The organism is Lentzea kentuckyensis (genome assembly GCF_002150765.1).
GTDB classification, from domain to species: domain Bacteria; phylum Actinomycetota; class Actinomycetes; order Mycobacteriales; family Pseudonocardiaceae; genus Lentzea; species Lentzea kentuckyensis.
Genome location: NZ_MUYM01000113.1, coordinates 12,800 through 34,400 on the forward strand (window position 1 = coordinate 12,800; position 21,601 = coordinate 34,400).

Annotated in this window: 20 protein-coding genes; 6 read left to right on the forward strand and 14 right to left on the reverse strand. The window is 68.6% G+C overall.

Going from position 1 to position 21,601, the window contains the following annotated elements; all coding sequences use genetic code 11:
* The first annotated feature begins 20 nt into the window (after positions 1-20).
* On the forward strand, positions 21-1,832 hold the full coding sequence (locus B0F77_RS39540) for a prolyl oligopeptidase family serine peptidase (protein WP_245849264.1): 1,812 nt from the start codon (positions 21-23) through the stop codon (positions 1,830-1,832).
* Between the two features lie 47 nt (positions 1,833-1,879).
* Complete coding sequence (locus B0F77_RS39545) at positions 1,880-3,388, forward strand: trypsin-like serine peptidase (RefSeq protein ID WP_143467163.1); 1,509 nt, start codon at positions 1,880-1,882, stop codon at positions 3,386-3,388.
* A gap of 27 nt (positions 3,389-3,415) precedes the next feature.
* Here B0F77_RS39545 and B0F77_RS39550 read toward each other — a convergent pair whose 3' ends face one another.
* The 3 genes from B0F77_RS39550 to B0F77_RS39560 all read right to left on the reverse strand — a co-directional run bounded on the left by B0F77_RS39550 (position 3,416) and on the right by B0F77_RS39560 (position 4,987).
* Positions 3,416-3,892, reverse strand: coding sequence for a Dps family protein (locus tag B0F77_RS39550; protein ID WP_086668191.1), 477 nt, complete (start codon positions 3,890-3,892; stop codon positions 3,416-3,418).
* Positions 3,893-3,908: 16 nt separating this feature from the next.
* Positions 3,909-4,331 carry an organic hydroperoxide resistance protein gene (locus tag B0F77_RS39555; RefSeq protein ID WP_086668192.1) on the reverse strand — a complete coding sequence of 141 codons (423 nt, stop codon included), beginning with the start codon at positions 4,329-4,331 and terminating at the stop codon, positions 3,909-3,911.
* 80 nt (positions 4,332-4,411) lie between these two features.
* Entirely contained in the window at positions 4,412-4,987 is a 576-nt protein-coding gene (locus B0F77_RS39560) for an NADPH-dependent FMN reductase (RefSeq protein WP_086668193.1), read from the reverse strand.
* A 65-nt stretch (positions 4,988-5,052) separates the two neighbouring features.
* On the opposite strand from B0F77_RS39560, the gene B0F77_RS39565 reads away from it, so the two are divergent.
* The gene (locus tag B0F77_RS39565; RefSeq protein ID WP_086668194.1) at positions 5,053-6,105 is read left to right on the forward strand and encodes an alpha/beta hydrolase; all 1,053 of its coding nucleotides are present in this window, start codon (positions 5,053-5,055) and stop codon (positions 6,103-6,105) included.
* Here the strand turns inward: B0F77_RS39565 and B0F77_RS39570 are convergent.
* From B0F77_RS39570 to B0F77_RS39605, 8 genes are all read right to left on the reverse strand, one after another.
* Positions 6,081-7,256, reverse strand: coding sequence for an MFS transporter (locus B0F77_RS39570; RefSeq protein WP_086668195.1), 1,176 nt, complete (start codon positions 7,254-7,256; stop codon positions 6,081-6,083). The two genes, B0F77_RS39565 and B0F77_RS39570, sit on opposite strands and share 25 nt — an antisense overlap.
* The gene (locus B0F77_RS39575) at positions 7,253-8,443 is read right to left on the reverse strand and encodes an MFS transporter (protein ID WP_086668196.1); all 1,191 of its coding nucleotides are present in this window, start codon (positions 8,441-8,443) and stop codon (positions 7,253-7,255) included. The genes B0F77_RS39570 and B0F77_RS39575 overlap by 4 nt, the downstream gene beginning before the upstream one ends.
* A 195-nt stretch (positions 8,444-8,638) precedes the next feature.
* Positions 8,639-10,054 (reverse strand): gluconokinase, encoded by a 1,416-nt coding sequence (locus tag B0F77_RS39580; RefSeq protein WP_086668197.1) that lies wholly within the window; start codon positions 10,052-10,054, stop codon positions 8,639-8,641.
* Positions 10,051-10,782, reverse strand: coding sequence for a class I SAM-dependent methyltransferase (locus B0F77_RS39585; RefSeq protein WP_086668198.1), 732 nt, complete (start codon positions 10,780-10,782; stop codon positions 10,051-10,053). Before B0F77_RS39585 ends, B0F77_RS39580 begins: the two co-directional genes overlap by 4 nt.
* A gap of 10 nt (positions 10,783-10,792) precedes the next feature.
* Positions 10,793-12,811 (reverse strand): ADP-ribosylglycohydrolase family protein, encoded by a 2,019-nt coding sequence (locus B0F77_RS39590; protein WP_086668199.1) that lies wholly within the window; start codon positions 12,809-12,811, stop codon positions 10,793-10,795.
* A complete protein-coding gene (locus tag B0F77_RS39595) occupies positions 12,808-13,374 on the reverse strand; it encodes a hypothetical protein (RefSeq protein WP_086668200.1) in 567 nt (188 codons plus the stop codon). The genes B0F77_RS39590 and B0F77_RS39595 overlap by 4 nt, the downstream gene beginning before the upstream one ends.
* 43 nt (positions 13,375-13,417) lie before the next feature.
* Entirely contained in the window at positions 13,418-14,482 is a 1,065-nt protein-coding gene (locus B0F77_RS39600; RefSeq protein ID WP_086668201.1) for an aspartate-semialdehyde dehydrogenase, read from the reverse strand.
* Entirely contained in the window at positions 14,479-15,744 is a 1,266-nt protein-coding gene (locus tag B0F77_RS39605) for an aspartate kinase (RefSeq protein ID WP_086668202.1), read from the reverse strand. Before B0F77_RS39605 ends, B0F77_RS39600 begins: the two co-directional genes overlap by 4 nt.
* Positions 15,745-15,986: 242 nt before the next feature.
* Here B0F77_RS39605 and B0F77_RS39610 point away from each other — a divergent pair, with 242 nt between their 5' ends.
* Both B0F77_RS39610 and B0F77_RS39615 read left to right on the forward strand, forming a co-directional pair.
* Entirely contained in the window at positions 15,987-17,072 is a 1,086-nt protein-coding gene (locus B0F77_RS39610) for a hypothetical protein (protein WP_245849266.1), read from the forward strand.
* A complete protein-coding gene (locus tag B0F77_RS39615) occupies positions 17,072-17,632 on the forward strand; it encodes a nitroreductase family protein (RefSeq protein ID WP_086668203.1) in 561 nt (186 codons plus the stop codon). The genes B0F77_RS39610 and B0F77_RS39615 overlap by 1 nt, the downstream gene beginning before the upstream one ends.
* Here the strand turns inward: B0F77_RS39615 and B0F77_RS39620 are convergent.
* The 3 genes from B0F77_RS39620 to B0F77_RS39630 form a co-directional block, all read right to left on the reverse strand.
* Positions 17,618-18,031, reverse strand: a complete 414-nt coding sequence (locus B0F77_RS39620; RefSeq protein ID WP_158102951.1) for an NUDIX domain-containing protein — start codon at positions 18,029-18,031, stop codon at positions 17,618-17,620. The genes B0F77_RS39615 and B0F77_RS39620 overlap by 15 nt on opposite strands.
* 97 nt (positions 18,032-18,128) lie before the next feature.
* A complete protein-coding gene (locus tag B0F77_RS39625) occupies positions 18,129-18,416 on the reverse strand; it encodes a YggT family protein (protein WP_143467164.1) in 288 nt (95 codons plus the stop codon).
* A gap of 18 nt (positions 18,417-18,434) precedes the next feature.
* Positions 18,435-18,731 (reverse strand): hypothetical protein, encoded by a 297-nt coding sequence (locus B0F77_RS39630; RefSeq protein WP_086668206.1) that lies wholly within the window; start codon positions 18,729-18,731, stop codon positions 18,435-18,437.
* Positions 18,732-19,012: 281 nt separating this feature from the next.
* On the opposite strand from B0F77_RS39630, the gene leuA reads away from it, so the two are divergent.
* Complete coding sequence (gene leuA / locus B0F77_RS39635) at positions 19,013-20,803, forward strand: 2-isopropylmalate synthase (RefSeq protein WP_086668207.1); 1,791 nt, start codon at positions 19,013-19,015, stop codon at positions 20,801-20,803.
* Positions 20,804-21,601: the final 798 nt, after the last annotated feature.

Genomic DNA, 21,601 nt, shown 5'->3' on the forward strand with positions numbered 1-21,601 from the left:
CGCGGCACTACTGTTGAGACGTGACGACGCACCCTTCTCCGAACGTTCCGGACCAGCTTTTCGACGATCCGGCCGCCGAGACCCGGTGGCGCGAGCGGTTCACCGCTCCCCGGATGAGCCTGCCCGGCTGGGCCGACGACGCGCCGGACCGCACGCTGTACGTGTCGAACGCGAGCGGCGTGTGGGAGATCTACGCCTGGGACCGGGCGGCGGACGAGCACCGCAAGGTCACCGACCGGCCGAACGGCACGTCGCACGCCACGCTGAACCCGGACGGCACCGAGATCTGGTGGTTCGACGACCACGACGGTGACGAGTTCGGCGTCTGGGTGCGCGAGCCGTTCACCGCGGACGGCAGCAAGGCCGAGCCCGCGATCCCGGCCGTGACGCCCGGCTACCCCGCCGGCCTGGAGCTCGGCCGTGAGGTGACCGCCGTGGCCGCCTCGACCGACGACGGCACCACGGTGTGGTTGTCCCGCAACGGGAACACCGAGGTCATCTACCAGCACGTCAACGACGCCGGCGTCAGCGCGATGTCGAAGGACGAGTCGCTGGTCGTGATCGCGCACTCCGAGCACGGCGACAACCGGCACATGGCCCTGCGCGCGCTCGACGCGGCGACCGGGGAGAACAAGGGCGAGAAGTGGGACGGCAAGGGCAAGGGCCTGGACGCCATCTCGTTCAGCCCGGTGCGCGGCGACCAGCGGCTGCTGGTGCTGCACGAGCGCCGCGGCCGCGAGGAGCTGCTGATCTGGGACGTCGCCGCCGGCACCGAGCGGGAGATCGTCCTCGACCTGCCGGGTGAGGTCGCCGCCGACTGGTATCCGGACGCCACCGCGTTGCTGATCGTGCACACCCACCACGCGCGCAACACCGTGCACCGCTACGACCTCGCGACCGGCGAACTGTCCACTCTGGACACCGCGCCCGGCGTGATCGGCTCCGCGGGCGTGCGGCCGGACGGCACGGTCGAGTACTCGTGGTCGTCCGCCGAGAAGTCCACGGTGATCCGCGCGCTGGCCACCGACGGCACCGAGCGCGTCCTGGTGGAGCCCGTCGGCGCCGTGCCCGCGACGTCGTTCAAGCTCGAAGACGTCTTCGTCGGCGACGTCCACGCACTGGTTTCGAAGCCAGAGGGCGAGGGCCCCTTCCCGACGGTCTTCCTGATCCACGGCGGCCCGCACTCGTCCGACGAGGACCGTTTCTCCGCCTACCGCGCGGTCTGGCTGGACGCCGGGTTCGCGACCGTGCACGTGAACTACCGCGGTTCCAGCGGCTACGGCTCGAAGTGGCGCGACGCCATCGAGGGCAGGCCGGGCCTCACCGAGCTCGAGGACATCGCCGCCGTGCACGACTGGGCGGTCGAGTCCGGCCTCACCGACCCGTCGAAGTCGGTCCTCAACGGGGCGAGCTGGGGCGGTTACCTGACCCTGCTCGGCATCGGCGTCCAGCCAGAACGCTGGACCGTCGGCGTCGCGGGCGTCCCGGTCGCGGACTACTTCGCGGCGTACGAGGACGAGATGGAACCGCTGCGGGCGTTCGACCGCGCGCTGTTCGGCGGTTCACCGGAAGAGCTGCCGGAGCTGTACAAGGAGTGCTCGCCGCTCACCTACGTCGACCAGGTCACCGCGCCGGTGCTGATCCTGGCCGGTGAGAACGACCCGCGTTGCCCGATCAGGCAGATCGACAACTACCTGGACGCGCTCGCGGGCCGCGGGCACACCTACGAGATGTACCGCTACGACGCGGGACACGGCTCGTTGGTCGTCGCCGAGACGATGCGGCAGACGGCGGCCGAGGTGGACTTCGCGCGGCGGCACCTCGCGCGATAAATCCGAGTCAGGGAAACGTCACCAGCGCGGACATAAAGTCGCTCCCCATGAGGAAAGCTCACTGGGGAGCGGCACTCGCGCTGGTGACGTTTCTGTTGCCGGTGCACGCCGCGCAGGCCGCAACGTCCGAGAGCAGGGTCACCACACCGAGGCCCGAAATCGGGTCGCTGTCCACGACCGGCGATCCCGACAACCATCACTGTTCCGGCAGCATCGTCACCAGCCCGCGCGGCAACGTGATCGTCACCGCCGCGCACTGCGTCGCCGGCAGGAGCAAGGTCTTCTTCACGCCCGGCTACCACGACGGACAGGCGCCGTACGGCACGTGGCAGTCGGCCTCGATCCACGTCGACCCGGGCTGGGCGCACAACAGCGACATCAACGGTGCCGGCTCACCCTACGACTTCGCGTTCGTCGTGCTGCAACCGCGCAACGGCAAGAACATCGCCGAGGTGACCGGTTCCTCGCTGAACCTGCGCATCGACGCCACGCTGCCCGCCGACATGACCGTCTTCGGCTACCCGTCCGCCAAGGACAAGCCCTACCTGTGCGACAGCACGGCGACGCGCGACGGCCAGTACTGGGAGACGTTGCAGTGCCTCGGCATTCCCGGCGGCTTCAGCGGCGGCCCGTGGGTGTTGCGCGGCACCAAGGAACTGATCGGCGTCATCGGCGGCAAGGGCCAGAACCTGCCGCCCACCGACCCGCGCAACTACAGCGTCCGCTTCGACAGTCGCGTCAAAGCGTTGTACGACAAAGCAGTCAACGCTCCGGTGCCGCCAAGCAACGGCAACCTCGGCTACCCCCTCGGCGACGCTCCACTGTGGAAGCACGCCCAGCTGATCACCTCCGGCCGGTTCACCGGCAGCGCGCAGCTGGACATGATCGTCCGCTGGAGCGACGGCGAGGTCACCCTCTACCAGGGCGGATCCACCTCCGACCCGCAGAAGCCGTTCGCCGGCGAAACCCGGCTGGCCGCGGCGAAGAGCATCTGGACCCACGCCAAGGGCATCGCCACCGTCAACAACGGCCTGGTCGTGACGTGGGACGACGGCGAGGTGACCTACTACGGATCCGTCGACAAGAACGGCTTCCACAACGAGGTCCAGCTCGCCGCGCCCAACGCCCTGTGGAAGGACCACGCCTCGTACATCGCCGGGCTCGGCGGCGACCTCGTCGTCGTGTGGAACGACGGCGAAACCACCCTCTACCAGGGCATTGCCGCCAACAAGCTCGGTTCTGAACGGCAGCTCGCCGCACCGAAGAGCATCTGGACGCACGCCCAGACCATCTCCGGTGGCAACTGGACCGGCTCTGGCACGCCTGACCTGCTCGTTCGCTGGAGCGACGGCGAGTTCACCATCTACGGCGACGTCGCCACCGCGAGCCTCGGCCAGGAACACCGGGTCCAGGCGCCGAACGACCTGTGGACGCACGCCACGGTGACTGCCGGGCGCGGCAACGGCATCGTCGTCCGGTGGAGCGACGGCGAGGTCAGCTTCTACCCGGATGTCGACGGCCAGTTGCACCGCGAGATCCAGCTGGTCGCGCCGTGAGCAGCCGCCCGGCGTGCCGAAAGCAGATCAGGCGGCCTGGGCCTGCCACATCCAGTGGGCCTGCTCCAGTTCCTGCGTGATGCCGATCAGCAGGTCCTGGGTCACGAGGTCCGGCTTGTCGGTCTCGTCGATGCGGGACCGCATCCGCGCGATCAGCGAAGCCAGCGAGGACGTGATCGCCGTGACGACCTGGTCCTCCTTCAGCCAGCCGGCCGCGATCTCGGGCACGCCGGACGACGCGGCGATGGTCTTCGCCGTGCCGTTCGGCGTGACACCGACCGCGGCTGCGCGCTCCGCTACCTGGTCGGCGGCGTTGCGCGCCAGCACGACCAGTTCGTCGAGCTGGAGGTGGATGCTGCGGAAGTTCTTGCCGATCACGTTCCAGTGCGCCTGCTTCCCGATCAGGGACAGGTCGACGAGGTCGACCAGGGAAGCCTGCAGGACGGTACCGACCGCGTCACGGTCGGAATCGGACAACGGGCTGGTGATCGGGCTCTTGGCCATGGTGAAACGCGCCTCCTCAGACGGTGACGGTGAGCGCCACCTCGATGTTGCCGCGCGTCGCGTTGGAGTACGGGCAGACCTGGTGGGCCTGCTCGACGAGCTTCTCCGCGACCGCCTGGTCGAATCCGGGGATGGTGACCGCGAGCTCGACGGCGAGCTGGAAGCCGCCGGCACCGTTCGGGCCGATCCCCACCTTGGCGGTTACCTCAGAAGAAGCGAGCTGAATCTTGCCGGCGCGCGCGACTGCCGCGAGCGCGGAGTTGAAGCACGCCGCGTAGCCGGCCGCGAAGAGCTGCTCCGGGTTGGTCGCGTCACCGCCGGGGCCGCCCATCTCCTTCGGGACCGACAGCACCTCGTCGATCACACCGTCGGAGGAACGCACCTCGCCGTTGCGGCCTTCGCCGTAAGCAGTCGCCTCGGCCGTGTACAGCGTGTCCATTCCGCTCTCCCTTGAGTCAGTGGTTTTGTTACCCACTGGTACCCAACGGATCGCACACGACTTATCTGCCCGATCGTGAGTCAGTTCACGTCGAGATGAGACGCCTGGCGCAACGCGAACTCGGCGACCTGGCGGCCGATCACCCTTAGGTTCCGGTCCACGTCGGCGTCCGAGCAGGCGCCGTCGCCGTCGAACTTGACCTGCGCGGAGTTGATCGCGGCACCCAGCGGCGTCGGCCAGCCGCGCAGCGCGTGCACGATCGACCGGACCGCGGACAGCGTGTTCACCGCGGCCTGCCAGCCGTACGCGGCGGTGATGGTGCCGACCGCGCGGCCGTCGAGGTACGGACGCTCGTCGTCGCGCAGGTCCTCGATGTAGTCGAGGGCGTTCTTGACCAGGCCGGACACGGTGCCGTGGTAGCCGGGCGACACGAGGATCACGCCGTCGGCGCGCCGCAGGTCCTCGACCATGCGCAGGGCGACGTCCGTGCGTTCGGGAACGGACGGGTCGTAGAAGGGCAGCACCAGCTCGGGCCCGCTGTACTGGATCGTCTCCGCACCGAGCTCGCGAGCACCCTCCAGGGCCACCCGCAGCGCCCGCTCGGACTGCGAGTCGGACCTGATCGAGCCCCCGATGCCCACCACCGTCACCGTCATGACATCGATCCTTCCACCTCCAGATACCTGGAGATCCAGCACTACTCGCTAGTAACCTCGGACACATGTCGAACTTCCAGGCCGGCGTACTGGCCGGTGCACTGCGCTTCGCGTTCGGTCTCCCCGGCCCGTTGCGCCGACTCATCGCCGGTAACCCGATCTACCTGGACGGCCAGTACCTGCACCCGGAAGCACAGCTCCTGCTGAGGCTGCAGCAGTTGTCCGGAACGGACTGGCGCACGAAGTCAGCATCCGAGAGCCGACTGGATCTGGAGTTGAGCTCGAAGCTCGTCGCCGGCCCCAAGATCACCGGGGTGGGTGCACGGGAGCTCACGATCGGGGAGTTCGCCGGCCGTCTCTACACGCCGGACGGCCTCGCGACCGGCTCACCGTTGTTGATCTTCTACCACGGTGGCGGCTGGGTCACCGGAGGCCTGGAGACCCACGACAACCTGTGCCGGTTCCTCGCGAGGGAAGCCGGTGTGCGCGTGCTGGCGGCCGACTACCGGCTCGCGCCAGAGCACCCGTTCCCGGCGGCGGTCGACGACGCGGCCGAGGTGCTGCGCTACGCCGTGGCCAAGGCCGAGGACCTGGGGATCGACGCGAACCGGATCGCGCTCGGCGGCGACAGCGCCGGCGGCAACCTGGCCGCGGTCACCGCGCACAACGCCGAGGTCGACATCACGTTCCTGCTGCTCTTCTACCCCGGCGTGGACGCCTCGGTGCGCCGCCGGTCGCGGGAGATCTTCGGCAACGGCTTCTTCCTGACCGACGAGAAGATGGACTGGTTCCTCGACCAGTACAGCGCCGGCGGCCAGGACCGGCACGACCCGCGGTTGTCGATCATGCTCGCCGAGGACCTCTCGAACCTGCCGCCCACCTACATCGCGACCGCGGGCTACGACCCGTTGCGCGACGAGGGTGAGGCCTTCGCGGAACGACTGGCCGCCGAGGGCGTGCCGGTCGTGCTGCGCAGGCACGAAGGCCTGTTCCACGGCTTCGCGAACGTGCTCGGCATCGGCGGGATCTTCCGCGAGGCCGTGTCCGAAGCCGTGGGCGCGCTCCGGACCGGCTTCGCGCTGGCCAACTCCGCTCAGGACGTGAGCGAGACCGCCTGACGCTGGCGGGAGAACACCCAGCCCAGGCCGGCGATCGTCAGTCCGGCCAGCCCGGCGACGACGAAGCCGAGCGGGGGTCCGCTGTGGTCAACTGCGACCCCCGCGAGCGGCTGACCCGCGGCGACGCCGAACGTGAAGGCCGAGCCCTGCAGGCCGAGCGCGAGCCCTCGTGCGGACGCCGGCGCGTGCCTGCTGATCAACTCGGTCGAGGCGGCGATGGTCGGCGCGCACAGCAGGTTCATCGGGATCAGCGCGAGCGCCAGCAGCAGGACGTCGCCGTCACCGAGGCCGACCGGGATCTCCAGCAGCGCCATGCCCGCCAGCAGCACGACGCCGCCCGGTGCCCGTTTCAACCCGCCGTAGATCAGGCCACCGAACGCGGACGCGGCGCACATCACCACGAAGACCAGGCCGAGCCAGCTCTGCTCCCCCGCGCGCTCCAGTGAGGCGATCGAGGCGATCTCCATGCCGGACAACGCCATCGTGGCGCCGAACGGGATGATCAACGCCGCGACCACCGGTCCGCGCAGCCACTCCTTCACCTTCGGCGGCGGGCCGTCGGACACCTCGTCCTCGTGCACCAGCGCCGGGTTCACCACGAACAGCACCGCGCTCGCGACCAGGATCGCCACGCCGATCGCGATGAGCGCCGTGCCGGACGAGAACTTCGTCGCGATCAGCACGCCCGCCGCGGGCCCGACCATGAACGACAGTTCGACCGAGATCGAGTCCAGCGAGAACGCCGGCCGCCGTTGCGGTTCGGGGATCAGCGCGGTCAGGGCCTGCCGGCCGATCGACATCATCGGCACCGCCACCAGGCCGTTGGCGAACGCGAGGACGAGCAGCAGGTAGTAGTCCATCAGCGGCGCCGTCACCCAGAACACGCCTTCGAGCAGGCTGAGCGCCAGCGTGACCCGCAGGCCCTTGCTGTCGATCAGCTTGCCCATCAGCGGCGAGCCGAGCCCGATGCCGATCATCGTCGCGAACCCGACCGTGCCGGCCGCCGCGTAACCCTTGTCGAGCGTGGTGACGACGTGCAGGGTCACCGTGACGCCCGCCGCCGTCGGGGGAATCCTGGCGAAGAGCATCAGCAGCATCAGGGGACGTACCCCTGGCAGCGCCAGGACGGTTCGGAACGGGGCGAGATTCACGATGCCATCGTCACCCCGGTGGCAACCGGTTTGCTCTGCCGGGCCAGCAGCCAGGCAACTCCCGCGACCAGCAGCCCGGCCACCCCGACCACCGCGAACCCGAGCGGAGCGCCGCCGCGGTCGACCGCGACACCGGCGAGCGGCTGGCCGATCGCGTTGCCGACGGTGAACGCCGAGCCCTGCAGGCCGAGCGCCAAACCGCGAGCGGTCGCCGGCGCGAGCTTGCTGATGTGCTCGCCCGACGCCGCGATCAACGGCGCGCACATGAGGTTCATCGGGAGCAGGAGCAGGCACAGCAGGAGCACGTTGCCGTCACCGAGGCCCACCGGAATCTCCAGGGCGGCCATGAACACCAGCAGCACCAGCACGCTGGGCACCCGCTTCACCCCGCCGTAGAACAGGCCGCCCACGATCGACGCCGCGCACATCGCGACGAACACCACGCCCAGCCAGCTCTGCTTGCCGATGTGCTCCAGCGACGCGATCGCCGAGACCTCCATGCCGCCGAGGCACACGGTGGCACCGACGCAGACGACCAGGACGCCGACGATCCTGCCGCGCATCCACTCGACGATCTTCGGTTGCGGCCCGTCGACGACCTCGTCCTCGTGCACCATCGGTGGGTTCGCCCAGTACAGCCACATGCCCGCGACCAGGATCGAGGCGCCGATGAACAGCAATGCGGCGTTCGTGGAGAACTTCGTCGCGACGAACACGCCGAGCGCCGGTCCACCCATGTAGGACAGCTCGACCGAGATCGAGTCGACCGACAGCGCGACCCGGCGCCGGGTCTCCGGCACGAGAGCGGTGATGACCTGCCGGCCGATCAACATCATCGGCACGCCGAGCAGACCGACGCCGAACGAGGTGACCAGCAGCGTCCAGTAGCCCATCAGCGGTGCGGTGAGCCAGAACGCCGCAGACGCCGTGACGCCGACCGCGAGCATCGCGCGCAGACCGCGCTGGTCGATCAGCCTGCCCATCAGCGGAGTGCCGAGCCCCATGCCGATCGTGCCCGCCGCCCCCACCAGTCCCGCCGCGCCGTACCCCTTGTCCAGGGTGACCGCGACGTGCAGCGTCAGGATCACGCCGGTCGCCGCCGGAGGCATCCTCGCGAAGAACATCAGCAGTACCAGCGGACGAACTCTGGGCAGCATGAGGACGTGTTTGAAGGGGGCGAGATCCACGTCCCCATCCTCACGTGGACCGCAATATGTTTAACCCTTCGTTTTCTTGATTAGTTCAAGATCGCAGGGCTAGGGTGATGGCCGTGGCAACACTGGACCACCTCGTGTGTCGCGAATGCGGCCGGATCGAGGACGTCGACTGCGTCTTCGAGCCGGCGGTCGAGCTCGCCGGTTTCCACGTCGAACGCGCCGAGGTCACGTTCTGGGGCCGGTGCCCTCGCTGTACAGCTCCTCCAGCGCCCGGTACGCCTTCGCCACGAACGGTCGTGCCGTCGCATATCTCGTGATGGCGCCGGCGTCCGGCGTGATCGTCCGGGTCGGCCGAACGAGGTCGACGGTCAGCGACTCGATCTCGCCGAGCGCCCGCCACGCCAGCAGCGCCGCGCCCACGGCCGAGCCGCCGCTGTCCTCGGTGAGGTGCAACGGCATGCCGAGCGTGTTGGCCAGGGTCTGAGCCCAGATCGGGGCGCGGAAGGCACCGCCGGTGATCCGCAACTCGTCGACGTGCGGCACGGCGTCCAGCACCAGCGCGAGCTGCTGACACACGCCCTCCACCAGGGCTTTCGTGATCTGCTGTGGCGTGTGCTCGCGGCGCAGTCCGAGCAGGGCGGCGTGCGCGGTCGGGTCCCACCAGGGCGCTCGTTCGCCGAGCAGGTACGGCAGGGCGACGAGTCCGTCGGAGTCGGCGTGTTCGGCCTGGGCGAGCAGGTCGCCGACCGGGATGCCGAACGTCTCGGCGGCCCACTGGGCCACCACGCCACCGTTGCTGATGGCCCCACCGCGAACCCACAGGCCGTCCGCGATGGCGTAACTGAACGTGCGGCCCTCGTCGTCGATCCCGGGCCCCTGCTGCGCCACGCGGAGCGCACCCGACGTGCCGAGCGAGACCGCACCGGCGCCTGGGCTGGCCGCGCCGACGCCGAGGTTGCCGAGCGGGCCGTCACCCCCGCCGACGACGACCGGGATGCCCGTACGCAGTCCCGGGATCTCGGCCTTCAGCGGCGTGGTGTGCGTGGGTTCGACGAGTGGCGGGAGCTGGTCCGCGGTGACGCCGGCGAACTCCAGCGAGGGTTCGTGCCACTGCAGCGTGTGGACGTTCATCAGGCCCGTGCCCGAGCCGGACGAGTGCTCGTTGATCAGCTCGCCGGTGAGGTGCAGGTGCACGAAGTCCTTGATCTCGCACCACTTCGCGGCGCGGACGCCGTTCTCGTGGAACCAGGCGAGCTTCATCAGCGGCGTGAACGAGTGGATCGGGGCGCCGGTCTGGCGGTGCAGCTCGCGGCCTTCCTCGGTGCCCCGCAGTCGTTCGGTCTGCTCCACCGCGCGGTTGTCGGCCCAGCTCAACGCTTCCGTGACCGGACGAAGATCGCTGTCGAGACCCATGATCGAGTGCATGGCGCCGGTCAACGCGATGGCGCGGACGTCGTCCGAGGCCAGTTCAGCCAACGCGTCCAGAGCGGCGTTCAGGACCTGCTGCGGATCATGCGTGGCTTCCAGACCGCTCGTGCGCATCGGGTAGCCGCGTTCGGTCGAGGCCACCACCCGTGCCTGCGCGTCGACCGCGACGACCTTCGTGGCCGTCGTGCCGAGATCGACCGCCAGAACGATCATGCGTTGCCCCGCACAGCGGTGAACACGCCGAAGCTCGGGCACTGCAGCAGCGCGTCCCAGGACTCCTCTTCGTCCGGCACCACGACCGGCTGGCGGGTGACCTCCGTCAGGCCCGCACGGGTGAGCGCGCCGTCGAACACGCCACGCTCCCAGTAGAAGGAGTCGAAGTCGAACGGCGGGTCGCCGAGGACGTGCACCCTGACCGGCTGCTTCAGGTTCATCGGGCCGGTCGGGGTGATCTCGTAGCCGTAGCGGCCGTACTGCGCGTACAGCTCCCAGTCCGGTTCCGGGTTCGGCACGAGCACGACGAGTCGGCCGCCGGGCACGAGGTTCGCGGTGAGATTGCCGATCATCGCGTCGAGCGCGGGCACGTCCTCCGCGTAGCCGAGCAGCCAGATCGCGGTCACCACGTCGAACTCGCCGAGCACCGGCAGGGTGGTCGCGTCGTGCTGCTGGTAGGTGATGCCGCGCCATTCGCGTTTCTCGACGTGACGGGCGTAGCCGATCATCTCGCCGGCCGAGTCGACGCCCACCACGTTCGCCGCGCCCAGGTCGCGGAAGAGCCGCGCGTAGAAGCCGGTGCCGCAGGCCACGTCCAGCACGGACTTGCCGAGCAGGTCACCCACCGCCGACAGCAGTGTCGCGCGCTCGGCCAGTCCGGTCGGGATGTGCTTGGCACGCTCGTAGATCGCACCCAGCGCGTCGTACTGCTCGTCGCTCTCCGCCATGCCGTGCAGCCTAGGAGGGCGGGTAGCGGTCCAACCACTCCTGTGCCACCGGCGGGTTGGGTCCGGTCTCGGTCTCCCAGTCGCTGATCATCTGGTCGATCACGTCCCGGAACTGGACCCGCTCGACCCAGTCCGGGCGAAGCTTGTCCACGCCGTGCAGCGCGCCGACGAGGTTGCCGCACATGGACGCCGTCGAGTCGCTGTCGCCGCCGTGGTTCACCGAGATCAGCAACGCCTCGTTCGGATCGTCGGTGACCAGCGCCGAGTACAACGCGATCGCGAGGGCGGTGTCGCCGACGCCGCCGCGGCCCAGTTCCTCGACCCGCGCGACGCTCGGGTCTCCCAGCGCGGCGAGTTCGATCGCGTGCTCGATGCCGGCGACGACCTCCTCGTGCCCCTCCCACCGCGGCAGGGACTGCAGCGCGGCCTCGACCCCGTCGAGCAAACCCTTGCCCTGCAACGCTTCCTGCACAAGCACCGCGAACACACCCGCGGACAGGTACCCGCTCGGGTGTCCGTGTGTGAGTGCGGCCGCTTTCGTCGCTTGATAGAACGCGGCGTACGCATTCTCGGCGTACCAAGCGATCGGAGCCACGCGCATGACACCGCCGCAGCCCTTGGAGTTGTTGACGGGCTGCTCGGCCGTGCTCGCCACACCGGTCCTGGCGAACTCCTGCAACGCGCTCGTGCAGGTGAGGCCGGGTGCGCGCATCCGGAACAGGTCCTGGTGCGTGATGAGCCAGCCGTCCGGTTCGTCCAATGTGGACAGAGTGCCGCGAGCCTTGGCCCACGGTGTTTTCTGCGTGTGCAGCCACCGTTGGTAGGCGTGCTGCACGATGTTGTCGAAGTTCGCGTTGCCGTTGATCCGCTCGCTGACGTGCGCCCTGATCATCGCTTCGAAGGTGAACAGCGTCATCTGCGTGTCGTCGGTGATGGCGGCGTCCTCGGGCAGGTCCGTCACGCCGTCCGGGCCGCACCTCTCGTAGACGACCTCCATCGGCAGGTTCTCGGTGTTGGCGCCCAACGCGTCACCGATGGCGCCGCCGATCAGGCAGCCGCGCAGCTTGCCGGTGTCGAACCTCGGCTTGTGCTCGGGCTGCTCCCGCACGACGAACCTGCGGCCCTGGTCGTCGAGACCGAGTGTGAACTCGATCTTGATGGTCCGCACCGGCACGGCGTTGGTGTGGCCGGCACTCACGATGCGCTTCAGCGCCTCGAAGTCCGGCTGGCTCACCCAGGGCGACCGCACCTCGACGAACGTGCCCGCGTGACCGCGGTGGCCGCAGCCGCACATCCGCAGGTGCTGGGAGCTGTCTTCGTAGAGGTCCCAGCTCTTGAACTTCGTGTCGTAGCGCTGCCCCGGGTTGAGGTGCAGGTGGGTCGGGCGCTGGCCGCGGAAGTCACGCCCCATGATCTGGGTGACGAACATGTTGAGCGAGATGCGGTGCCACAGCACCGTTCCCTCTGGCAGCAGGTCTTCCGCGGAGTAGACCTCGAGCGTGTCCGGGTAGTCGAAGGCCTTGATCGACGCCTCTCCCGGGATCAGCACCTCGCAGTGCATCGCGTTGTGCGCGATGAGATCGGCGGGAAGCCAGCCGCTCTCGACGTAGCTCAGCAGGCGCTCGATCGGGCTCGCGGGCTTCGGGCCCTGCCGCGGCACGTGCGCCGGGTTGGGCTGCGACTCGTCACCCGCCGCGGACAGCCAGCCGACGACGGCGGGGAACTTCGGGTCGCTGGTCATGCCGTGGATCGGCAGGAACTCGGGGTCGTAGAACGGCTTCCACGGCCGCGGCTGCACGACCGCGCTGCCGTCGGCGAGTTCGGTGCAGGTGCCGAGCACGTGCACCTCGACGCCGTGCTTCGCCCACTTGCCGCTCGCCCGGACGACACCGTCCTCGCCGGGCACGTCGAAGCCGACGTCCCAGCCGTTGACCGTCTGGTGCACACCGCCGGGATCGACGCGGTACTCGGGTCCCTTGTGCTCCGCGACCCACTTCTCCGCGATCGCGAGCGCTTCCTCCGGACTCACCAGGACCTCCGGTACAACTCTTCGGCGACCTGCCGGACGTCGTGCTCGGGCCCGCCCTTCAGCGCGCCGGCGATGGCCCGTGCCACGCCACGTCCTTCACCACGAACGGCCAGCGCCAACGCACCCGCCGCGGTCGACGGGTCGGCGTCCGGTGGATCGAGCTTCTCCGGCTCGAAGAGGTGTTCGGCGAGCAGGACCACCGCGTCGACGGCGGGTGAGTCCGGGCCGTGGGTGATCGCGACGAGTTCGGCGATCCGGTCGCGTTCCAGGCGTTGCACGGCCGCGGGCAGTGCCCAGATCAGCGCGCCCGGCCCCTGCGAACGGAAACCGGTGTTGGTGTGCCTGATCGGCACCTGGTCGAGCGCGGCCCGCCGGGACACCAGATCCGGTTGCACCGCGGGCTGCTTCGCCCACTCCGCCAGCGCGTCGGCCGGCTTCTCCGCCGAGCACACCAGCAGCTGGTCGATCAGTCCTGTTCGGACACCCGCGCCGTGTGCGAATCCCTGATAGGCGGCCACGACCTGACTGAGCCGGGGCGGCCTGATCCACTTGATCTCCCCCATCGCCGTCCGACCCTACCGGGCCGGACGGCGACAGGAGGTGAGATCAGAGTCGCTTCGCGAGCTCTTCCGCGACCTCGTAGGTGTTCAGCGCGGCACCCTTGCGCAGGTTGTCACCGCACACGAAGAAGTCCAGCGTGTTCGGGAAGTCCAGCGCCTGGCGCACGCGGCCGACGTACGTCGGGTCGCCGCCCACCACGTCGGCGGGCGTCGGGAACTTCTTCGCGGCCGGGTCGTCGATCAGGACGATGGTCGGCTGCTCTTCGAAGATCTTGTGCGCCGCCTCGACCGTGACCTCGCGCGCGAACGTCGCGTGGACCGACAGCGAGTGGGTGGTGACGACCGGGACGCGCACGCAGGTGGCGGAGACCTTCAGGTCCGGGATGCCGAGGATCTTGCGGGCCTCGTTGCGGACCTTCAGCTCCTCCGACGACCAGCCGTCGTCCTTGAGCGAACCGGCCCACGGCACCACGTTCAGCACCAGCGGAGCCGGGAACGGCGAGTCGTCGGCGGACAGACCGGCGGCGGTGAGCACCTCGGCCACGTCACCCGCGACGACCCCGGCCTCCTTGCCGGCCAGCGCGCTGATCTCGGCGTAGAGGCGGTCGATGCCGGACTGACCGGCACCGGACGCGGCCTGGTAGGAGGCCACGACCAGTTCCTTCAGCTCGAACTCGCGGTGCAGGGCACCGAGCGACGCCATCATCGACAGCGTCGTGCAGTTCGGGTTCGAGATGATGCCGCGCGGGCGGTTGTTGATCTGGTCCGCGTTGACCTCGGGCACGACCAGCGGCACGTCCGCGTCCATCCGGAACGCGCCGGAGTTGTCGATCGCGACCGCACCGCGCTCGGCGGCGATCGGGGCCCACTCGGCCGAGACCTCGTCCGGCACGTCGAACATCGCGATGTCCACGCCGTCGAACGCCTCGGGCGAGAGCGCGATGACCGTCAGCTCCTGGCCGCGCACGTTGATCTTCTTGCCCGCCGAGCGCGGCGACGCGATCAGCCGGACCTCGCCCCACGGGAAGTCGGAGCGGGTGTTCATGATGTCGATCATCACGGTGCCCACGGCACCGGTCGCGCCCACCAGCGCGAGTACGGGGGCGGTCATCGTCCAGTCCCTGCGTAAACGACGGCCTCTTCGTCGGTGCCCAGGTCGAACGCGTCGTGCAGGGCGCGCACGGCGTCGTCGAGCTGGGTGTCGCGGCAGATGACCGAGATGCGGATCTCCGAGGTGGAGATGATGTCGATGTTGACGCCGGCCGTGGCCAGCGCCTCGCAGAACGTCGCCGTGACGCCGGGGTGCGAGCGCATGCCCGCGCCGATCAGCGACACCTTGCCGACGTGCTCGTCGTACAGGACCTGGTCGAACCCGATCTCGCCACGGGCCTTCTCCAGCGCCGCCACCGCGCGCGGGCCGTCGACCTTGGCCAGCGTGAACGTGATGTCGGTGCGGCCCGACGCGGCCTGCGAGACGTTCTGCACGACCATGTCGATGTCGAGCTCGGCCTGCGCCACGACCCGGAAGATCTTGGCGGCGATGCCGGGGTGGTCCGGCACGGCGGTGACAGTGATCTTGGCTTCAGACCGGTCGTGCGCGACGCCGGTGATCATCGCCTGTTCCACGTGAAGGTCCTCCACTGAACCGGACACGATGGTTCCGGTCTTGTTGCTGAACGAAGAGCGGACATGCACGGGCACGTTGTAGCGGCGGGCGTACTCCACACAGCGGAGCATCAGCACCTTGGCGCCACACGCGGCCATCTCGAGCATTTCCTCGTATGTGATCGTGTCGAGCTTCTTCGCGTTCGGCACGATGCGCGGGTCGGCGGTGTAGACGCCGTCCACGTCGGTGTAGATCTCGCACACGTCGGCTTTCGTCGCGGCCGCGAGCGCCACCGCGGTGGTGTCGCTGCCGCCACGGCCGAGCGTGGTGATCTCCTTGGAGTCCTGCGACACGCCCTGGAAGCCCGCGACGATCGCGATGGCCCCCTCGGACGTCGCGTCCTGGATCCGGCTCGGCGTCACGTCGATGATGCGGGCTTTGCCGTGCACCGAGGTCGTGATCACGCCTGCCTGCGAGCCCGTGTAGGAGCGAGCCTCGGCACCGAGTGAGTTGATGGCCATCGCGAGCAGCGACATCGAGATCCGCTCACCCGAGGTGAGGAGCATGTCGAGCTCACGTGCGGGCGGCACCGGGGACACCTGGCGGGCGAGGTCGAGCAGCTCGTCGGTCGTGTCACCCATGGCGGACACGACGACCACGACGTCGTTCCCCGCCTTTTTGGTCGCGACGATGCGCTCGGCCACGCGTTTGATCCGCTCGGCACTCCCAACCGATGAACCGCCGTACTTCTGGACGACGAGCGCCACCGACCCAACCTCCTTCACGCGACTAAAACTGCACGTCGTAGGCAGCCTACCCGGACCACCTGGTGAGACTCTGGAGCCGTGACGCGCGTGACTACTCTGTCCGGGTGTCGTCGACCGCCGATGTCGTGGAGGCCCCAGCAGCCGTGCATGAGAGCAATGCACCCTCACGGTTTGCCGAGGCGTTCAGACACCCGGCCGCGCGCTGGACGGCTCCCGCCCTCATCTACCTGTTCGTTCGCCAGGTGGGCCTCTTCGTCCTGCAGCTCGTCGTCGAGTACCAGAACAAGATCCACGGCAAGGCCGACACCGCCGTCGACAACCTCAAGTCGTGGGACGGCGAGTGGTTCCTCGGCATCGCCACCGGCGGCTACAACGACGTGCCGCTGCGCCTGACCGACGCGGCCGGCAGGCGTTCGGCCGAGACCCCGCTGGCGTTCTTCCCCGGCTACCCCGCCCTGATCAGGTGGGTCGACGGCCTGCCGGGCGTGGACGCGGTGGGCGCCGCCTTCGCGGTGAGCCTGATCAGCGGTCTGTTCTGCACTTACGGCCTGTTCGTGCTCGGCCGTGCGGTGCGCGACGGCTCGACCAGGGCCGGCCTGATCTTCGTGACGCTGTTCGCCGCGTCCCCGATGGCCGTCGTCCTCTCGATGACCTACTCCGAGGCCACGTTCTGCGCGTTCGCCGCGTGGGCGCTGGTCGGCGTGGTGAAGAAGCGCTGGATCCTCGCCGGCGTGTGCTGCGCCGCGGCCGGCCTCGTCCGCCCCACCGCCGCGGCGCTGATCGCGGCGGTCTGTCTGGCGGCCCTGGTAGCGGTGATCGCCGACCGCCGCGACTGGCGAGCCTGGGCAGGCGGCCTGGTCGCACCGCTGGGCCTGCTCGGCTACCTGGGCTGGGTCGCAGTGCGCACCGGCGACCTGGCCGGCTGGTTCGGCGTGCAGCAACGCGGCTGGGGCTCGAAGTTCGACGGCGGCGGCGCGACCCTGGATTTCGCCTTCGAACACCTCGGCAACCCGCGCTCCGAACTCGAAACCGGCACGGTCTGGCTGCTCGTGCTCGCGGTCGTCCTGGTCGTTTACGCCTTCCAGCGCCGCCTGGAGTGGCCGCTGATCGTCTACGGCATCGGCGTGCTGGTCATGGACATCGGCTCGAACGGCCTGATGAACTCCAAGGCCCGCCTGCTGCTGCCCGCGTTCACGCTGCTGCTCCCCCTGGCCCTGGTCCTGGCCCGCCGCAAGCCCTCCACGGTCCTCACCGTGCTGGGCCTGGCAACCCTGTTCAGCGCCTGGTTCGGCGCCAACGCCCTCGCCGTTTGGCAGTATGCGATCTGATGAACGAGCTGATCTCGAAGCGCCGCAGCCCCCGCGCCTTCGACGCCGACGCCACCATCTCCGACGACGAGCTGCGCGTCCTGCTGGAAGCGGCCCGCTGGGCACCGTCCCACGGCAACAGCCAGCCCGCCCGCTTCGTCGTGGGCAAACGCGGCACCCCGACGTTCGACGCGATCTTCGAAACCCTCCGCCCGGGCAACAAGACCTGGGCCTTCCGCGCCTCGGCGCTCCTGATCGGCTGCGTGATCACGCAGGACTCCCGCGGCGACCTGCCCAACATCGAGTTCGGCCTGGGTCTGGCGATGGAGAACATCGCCCTGCAAGCCGTGGACCTGGGCCTGATCGCACACATGATGGGCGGCTTCGACAAGACGGCCGCCCACACCACGTTCAACATGCCCGAAGACGTACGCCCGCTGGTCGTCATGGCCCTAGGACACCAGGGCGACCTGACGGACCTCCCCGAGGACCTTCAAGCCCGCGAACAGCGCGAACGCCGACGCCACCCGCTCTCCGAAACCGCCTTCACCGGCACCTGGGGCCAGTCACTGTTCGGCTGAGAAGTACCGTGACGCAACCTCGTCGTGCAGCGGAAACGCCAACGGCTCCCGCTCAAAGATGACCTTGCGCTCAGACGCCTCGTCATTCGGCACGAACGGCGGCAGGTCCTCAACATCGATCACCGGCGCAGCGGCGAACATCAACACAGTCGCCCCGTCCGGCGTGGACACGAAGTGCAACGGCCGCAACTCATCCGGCTCAACCCGCACGTTGGCTTCCTCTTCAAGCTCCCGCGCCGCACTCTGCTGCCAGGACTCCCCGCGGTCCATGAACCCACTGACGAACGCCAACTGCCCCACCGGCGGAATGGCCCGACGCACCGTGAGCAACCCGGTCCGCGCCCCGTCCTTGACCGGCACCAACAACACGACAACGGGCGACGGGTTGTCCCACACCATGTGCCCACAGCTGCCGCACCTGCGCGGGTACCCGGACGTGTCTGCGTACTGAGTGCCACAGCTGCTGCAAAAGTCGTCGCGCGCCATGCCAACGAACCTAGTTGAGGCGCCTGACGAGCTTAAGGACGATCGCTCGAACGGCCAGCCAGAACAACGCGGCCAGCCCAAAGTTGACAATCACCCGAAGCTTGGCGTCTCCAGGCTCAAAAAGGTCCCTGAACGCCAACGCAACAGGCTCCGCCACCGCCTTGACCGTACTGGTGATGGGGTTGTCAGGGTTGGCCCCGCCGACGGTGAGCACGACGTGAACGACGAGCACGACCGCCAGCGCGAGGCCGACCCAACTGACAAGTCCAGCGGCGATCCCGACCACCCGCGTACGCATAGGCCGGGAATCTACTACTCAGTAGCGTGACACCGCACGCGCGAGCAGCCCAGTCACGACCAGCCAGAACACGGCGGCCAGACCGTAATTCAGGAACACGTCGACGTTGTAGTTGCCAGTCTGGAAGAGCCCGGGGAAGAACAGGGCGAGAGGCTCAGCCAGGGACTGGATGAACCTGAAGAACCCGTTGGCGGTGTTGGCGCCAAGCACGATCATCAGGATGTAGAGGATCTCGATCAGGGCAAAAAGCGCACCGATGCCGCTGATCACGCGTGAAGCCGTGCCGCGGCCACTAGTCGTACGTAATCTGGACATACGTGAACGATTCCCGGATTCACGCACCACAAAACTTGTGCATGCACCTTGACATGCACCCACCGGCGCCGACGCTCACGCTCCGTGACAGCCCGTGACCACATCCCACGATCCGGGCCTCCAGTTCCATCTTCAACCGAACTGTGGCTACTCTGTCCGACGTGTGGCGTTCCCTCCTGCTTCGCTGCCGTGACGGGGTCTGATCAGACCGGCCCCCCGTCGCGGGACTCAGCGTTGCCGCCGGTCGTTCCCATCAAACGACCCGCACCGGAGCAAAAACCATGACTTCCCCCGACGCCTACACCTCAGGAACCAGCCGAATCCGCCAGCCAGCGCGCCCGGCCCCTGACTCCCAGCCGACCTGGAACCACCAACTCGGCAGCAGCATGCCCTTCCACCGCTACCGCCCGTTCCACGAGGTAGTAGAGGTCATCGACGTCCCCGACCGCACCTGGCCGACCAAGCGGGCGACGAAGGCCCCCCTCTGGTGCGCGGTGGACCTGCGAGACGGCAACCAGGCCCTGATCGACCCGATGTCCCCGGCCCGCAAGCGCAAGATGTTCGACCTGCTGGTCCGCATGGGCTTCAAGGAGATCGAAGTAGGCTTCCCGGCCGCCTCCCAGACCGACTTCGACTTCGTCAGGGAAATCATCGAAGACGGCGCCATCCCGGACGACGTCACGATCCAGGTCCTGACCCAGTGCCGTGAAGAGCTGATCGCCAGGACCTTCGAGTCCCTCCGCGGAGCCAACAAGGCGATCGTCCACTTCTACAACTCGACGTCGATCCTCCAGCGCCGCGTCGTCTTCCGCTCCGACCGCGAAGGCATCAAGAAGATCGCCGTCGACGCAGCGAAGTTCGCGAAGCAGCAAGAGCAGGACTACCCGGAGACGGACTTCCGGTACGAGTACTCCCCCGAGTCCTACACCGGCACCGAGCTGACCTACGCCCTCGACGTCTGCAACGCCGTCACCGCGATCATCCAGCCGACGCCGGAAAAGCCGCTGATCATCAACCTGCCGGCCACCGTCGAGATGGCCACCCCGAACGTCTACGCGGACAGCATCGAGTGGATGTCCAGGAACCTGGCCAGCCGCGACAGCATCATCCTGAGCCTGCACCCGCACAACGACCGCGGCACCGGCGTGGCGGCGGCCGAGCTGGGCTACCTGGCCGGCGCGGACCGGATCGAGGGCTGTCTGTTCGGCAACGGTGAGCGCACCGGCAACGTCTGCCTGGTCACGCTGGCCATGAACATGTTCAGCCAGGGCATCGACCCGCAGATCGACTTCAGCGACATCGACGAGATCCGCCGGACGGTCGAGTACTGCAACCAGCTGCCGGTCGCCGAGCGGCACCCGTACGGCGGCGACCTGGTCTTCACCGCGTTCTCCGGCTCCCACCAGGACGCCATCAAGAAGGGCTTCGAAGCCCTCGAAGCGGACGCCAAGGACGCGGGTCAGCACGTCGACGACTTCCCGTGGGAGGTCCCGTACCTGCCGATCGACCCGAAGGACGTCGGCCGCAACTACGAGGCCGTCATCCGGGTCAACTCGCAGTCCGGCAAGGGCGGCGTGGCCTACCTGATGAAGCAGGAGCACCACCTGGACCTGCCGCGGCGCCTGCAGATCGAGTTCTCGAAGGTGATCCAGGAGGTCACCGACACGCAGGGCGGCGAGATCAACCCGAAGGAGATGTGGGACGCCTTCGCGGAGGAGTACCTGCACGGCAAGGTGCCGCTGTACCTGCTCAAGCACAAGGCGTCGTCGGACGGCAGCGGTCACGAGGAGATCACCGCGACGCTGCTGATCGACGGCGAGCAGCAGGAGATCACGGGTTCGGGCAACGGGCCGATCGCCGCGTTCGTCGACGCGCTCGCGTCGGTGGGTTACGACGTGCGGGTCATGGACTACGCCGAGCACGCGCTGTCCGCCGGTGACGACGCCCGCGCGGCCGCCTACCTCGAGTGCGCGGTGGGCGACCGCGTGCTGTGGGGCGTCGGCATCGACAGCTCGACGGTCGCGGCCTCGTTCCGCGCGATCGTCTCCGCGATCAACCGCGCACAGCGTTAGATCATTTTGGGCTGAAGACAACCGACGGGGAGGACGCGTGCGGCACCAGTTGCCGCGGCGCGCCCTCCCCGTTCGCTTGCACGGCCCAGATGCCCTCTCCCGGCAGGCCGTAGGCGATGGTGTCGTTGTCGAGCCACACGACCTGGTCGTCGATCCCACGGGTCTCGGCCAGCGGTGTCTCCACCATCGTGGTCAGGTCCAGCACATGCTCGCGCCACGGCCGTGCGCCGTCGCCGGACACGCGCTTCTTGAACGCCACGCGCTTGCCGTCCGGGGACAGCGACGGGCATTCGACGTTCTCCCGCAACGTCTTCGCTGACTCGTCCACCGCGTCGCCCTCGATCAGGTACGTCTTCCCGGCCGCGCTGAGCGTCGCGTAGTAGGTGCGGTCGTCCGGGGTGAAGGTGACTCCCCAGAAGTTCATGTCGTTGGTCATCTTCATGCCGGCGACCCGCGTGCCCTCGATGTTGCTGGAGTAGACCTCGGTCTGCTGGTCGAAGATCGCGGTGCGGGTCGAGAACGTGCCGGACTGCGCGTACGAGTCGCCGGTCACGAACGTCGTCCACGACGCCATCCGCCCGTCCGCGGACAGTTTCGCCCGGTTCGGCACGCCGGCCACCTCCACCCGGCGCTGCTCGGCCAACGCCCGATCGACGAACACCGCCGTCGCACCGGGGATCGGCCCGGACCCGTCCGCGAGGCACAGCCCCTGCCCGGCAGCCGTGTAGAAACGCTTGCAGGACAACGAACTCACCCGCCGAGGCCCATCCGGAGAAGCGAGCGACACCGAGGCCACCT

Bases quoted from the DNA above. Each gene is read 5' to 3' on its own strand.
- B0F77_RS39585 (WP_086668198.1), bottom strand. From the start codon at position 10,782: ATGGCGGAGAGCGACGAGCAGTACGACGCGCTGGGTGCGATCTACGAG.
- B0F77_RS39625 (WP_143467164.1), bottom strand. From the start codon at position 18,416: ATGCGTACGCGGGTGGTCGGGATCGCCGCTGGACTTGTCAGTTGGGTC.
- B0F77_RS39545 (WP_143467163.1), top strand. From the start codon at position 1,880: ATGAGGAAAGCTCACTGGGGAGCGGCACTCGCGCTGGTGACGTTTCTG.
- B0F77_RS39615 (WP_086668203.1), top strand. From the start codon at position 17,072: ATGAACGAGCTGATCTCGAAGCGCCGCAGCCCCCGCGCCTTCGACGCC.
- B0F77_RS39565 (WP_086668194.1), top strand. From the start codon at position 5,053: ATGTCGAACTTCCAGGCCGGCGTACTGGCCGGTGCACTGCGCTTCGCG.
- B0F77_RS39550 (WP_086668191.1), bottom strand. From the start codon at position 3,892: ATGGCCAAGAGCCCGATCACCAGCCCGTTGTCCGATTCCGACCGTGAC.
- B0F77_RS39560 (WP_086668193.1), bottom strand. From the start codon at position 4,987: ATGACGGTGACGGTGGTGGGCATCGGGGGCTCGATCAGGTCCGACTCG.
- B0F77_RS39595 (WP_086668200.1), bottom strand. From the start codon at position 13,374: ATGGGGGAGATCAAGTGGATCAGGCCGCCCCGGCTCAGTCAGGTCGTG.
- B0F77_RS39620 (WP_158102951.1), bottom strand. From the start codon at position 18,031: ATGGTGTGGGACAACCCGTCGCCCGTTGTCGTGTTGTTGGTGCCGGTC.
- B0F77_RS39600 (WP_086668201.1), bottom strand. From the start codon at position 14,482: ATGACCGCCCCCGTACTCGCGCTGGTGGGCGCGACCGGTGCCGTGGGC.
- B0F77_RS39555 (WP_086668192.1), bottom strand. From the start codon at position 4,331: ATGGACACGCTGTACACGGCCGAGGCGACTGCTTACGGCGAAGGCCGC.
- B0F77_RS39580 (WP_086668197.1), bottom strand. From the start codon at position 10,054: ATGATCGTTCTGGCGGTCGATCTCGGCACGACGGCCACGAAGGTCGTC.
- B0F77_RS39630 (WP_086668206.1), bottom strand. From the start codon at position 18,731: ATGTCCAGATTACGTACGACTAGTGGCCGCGGCACGGCTTCACGCGTG.
- leuA (WP_086668207.1), top strand. From the start codon at position 19,013: ATGACTTCCCCCGACGCCTACACCTCAGGAACCAGCCGAATCCGCCAG.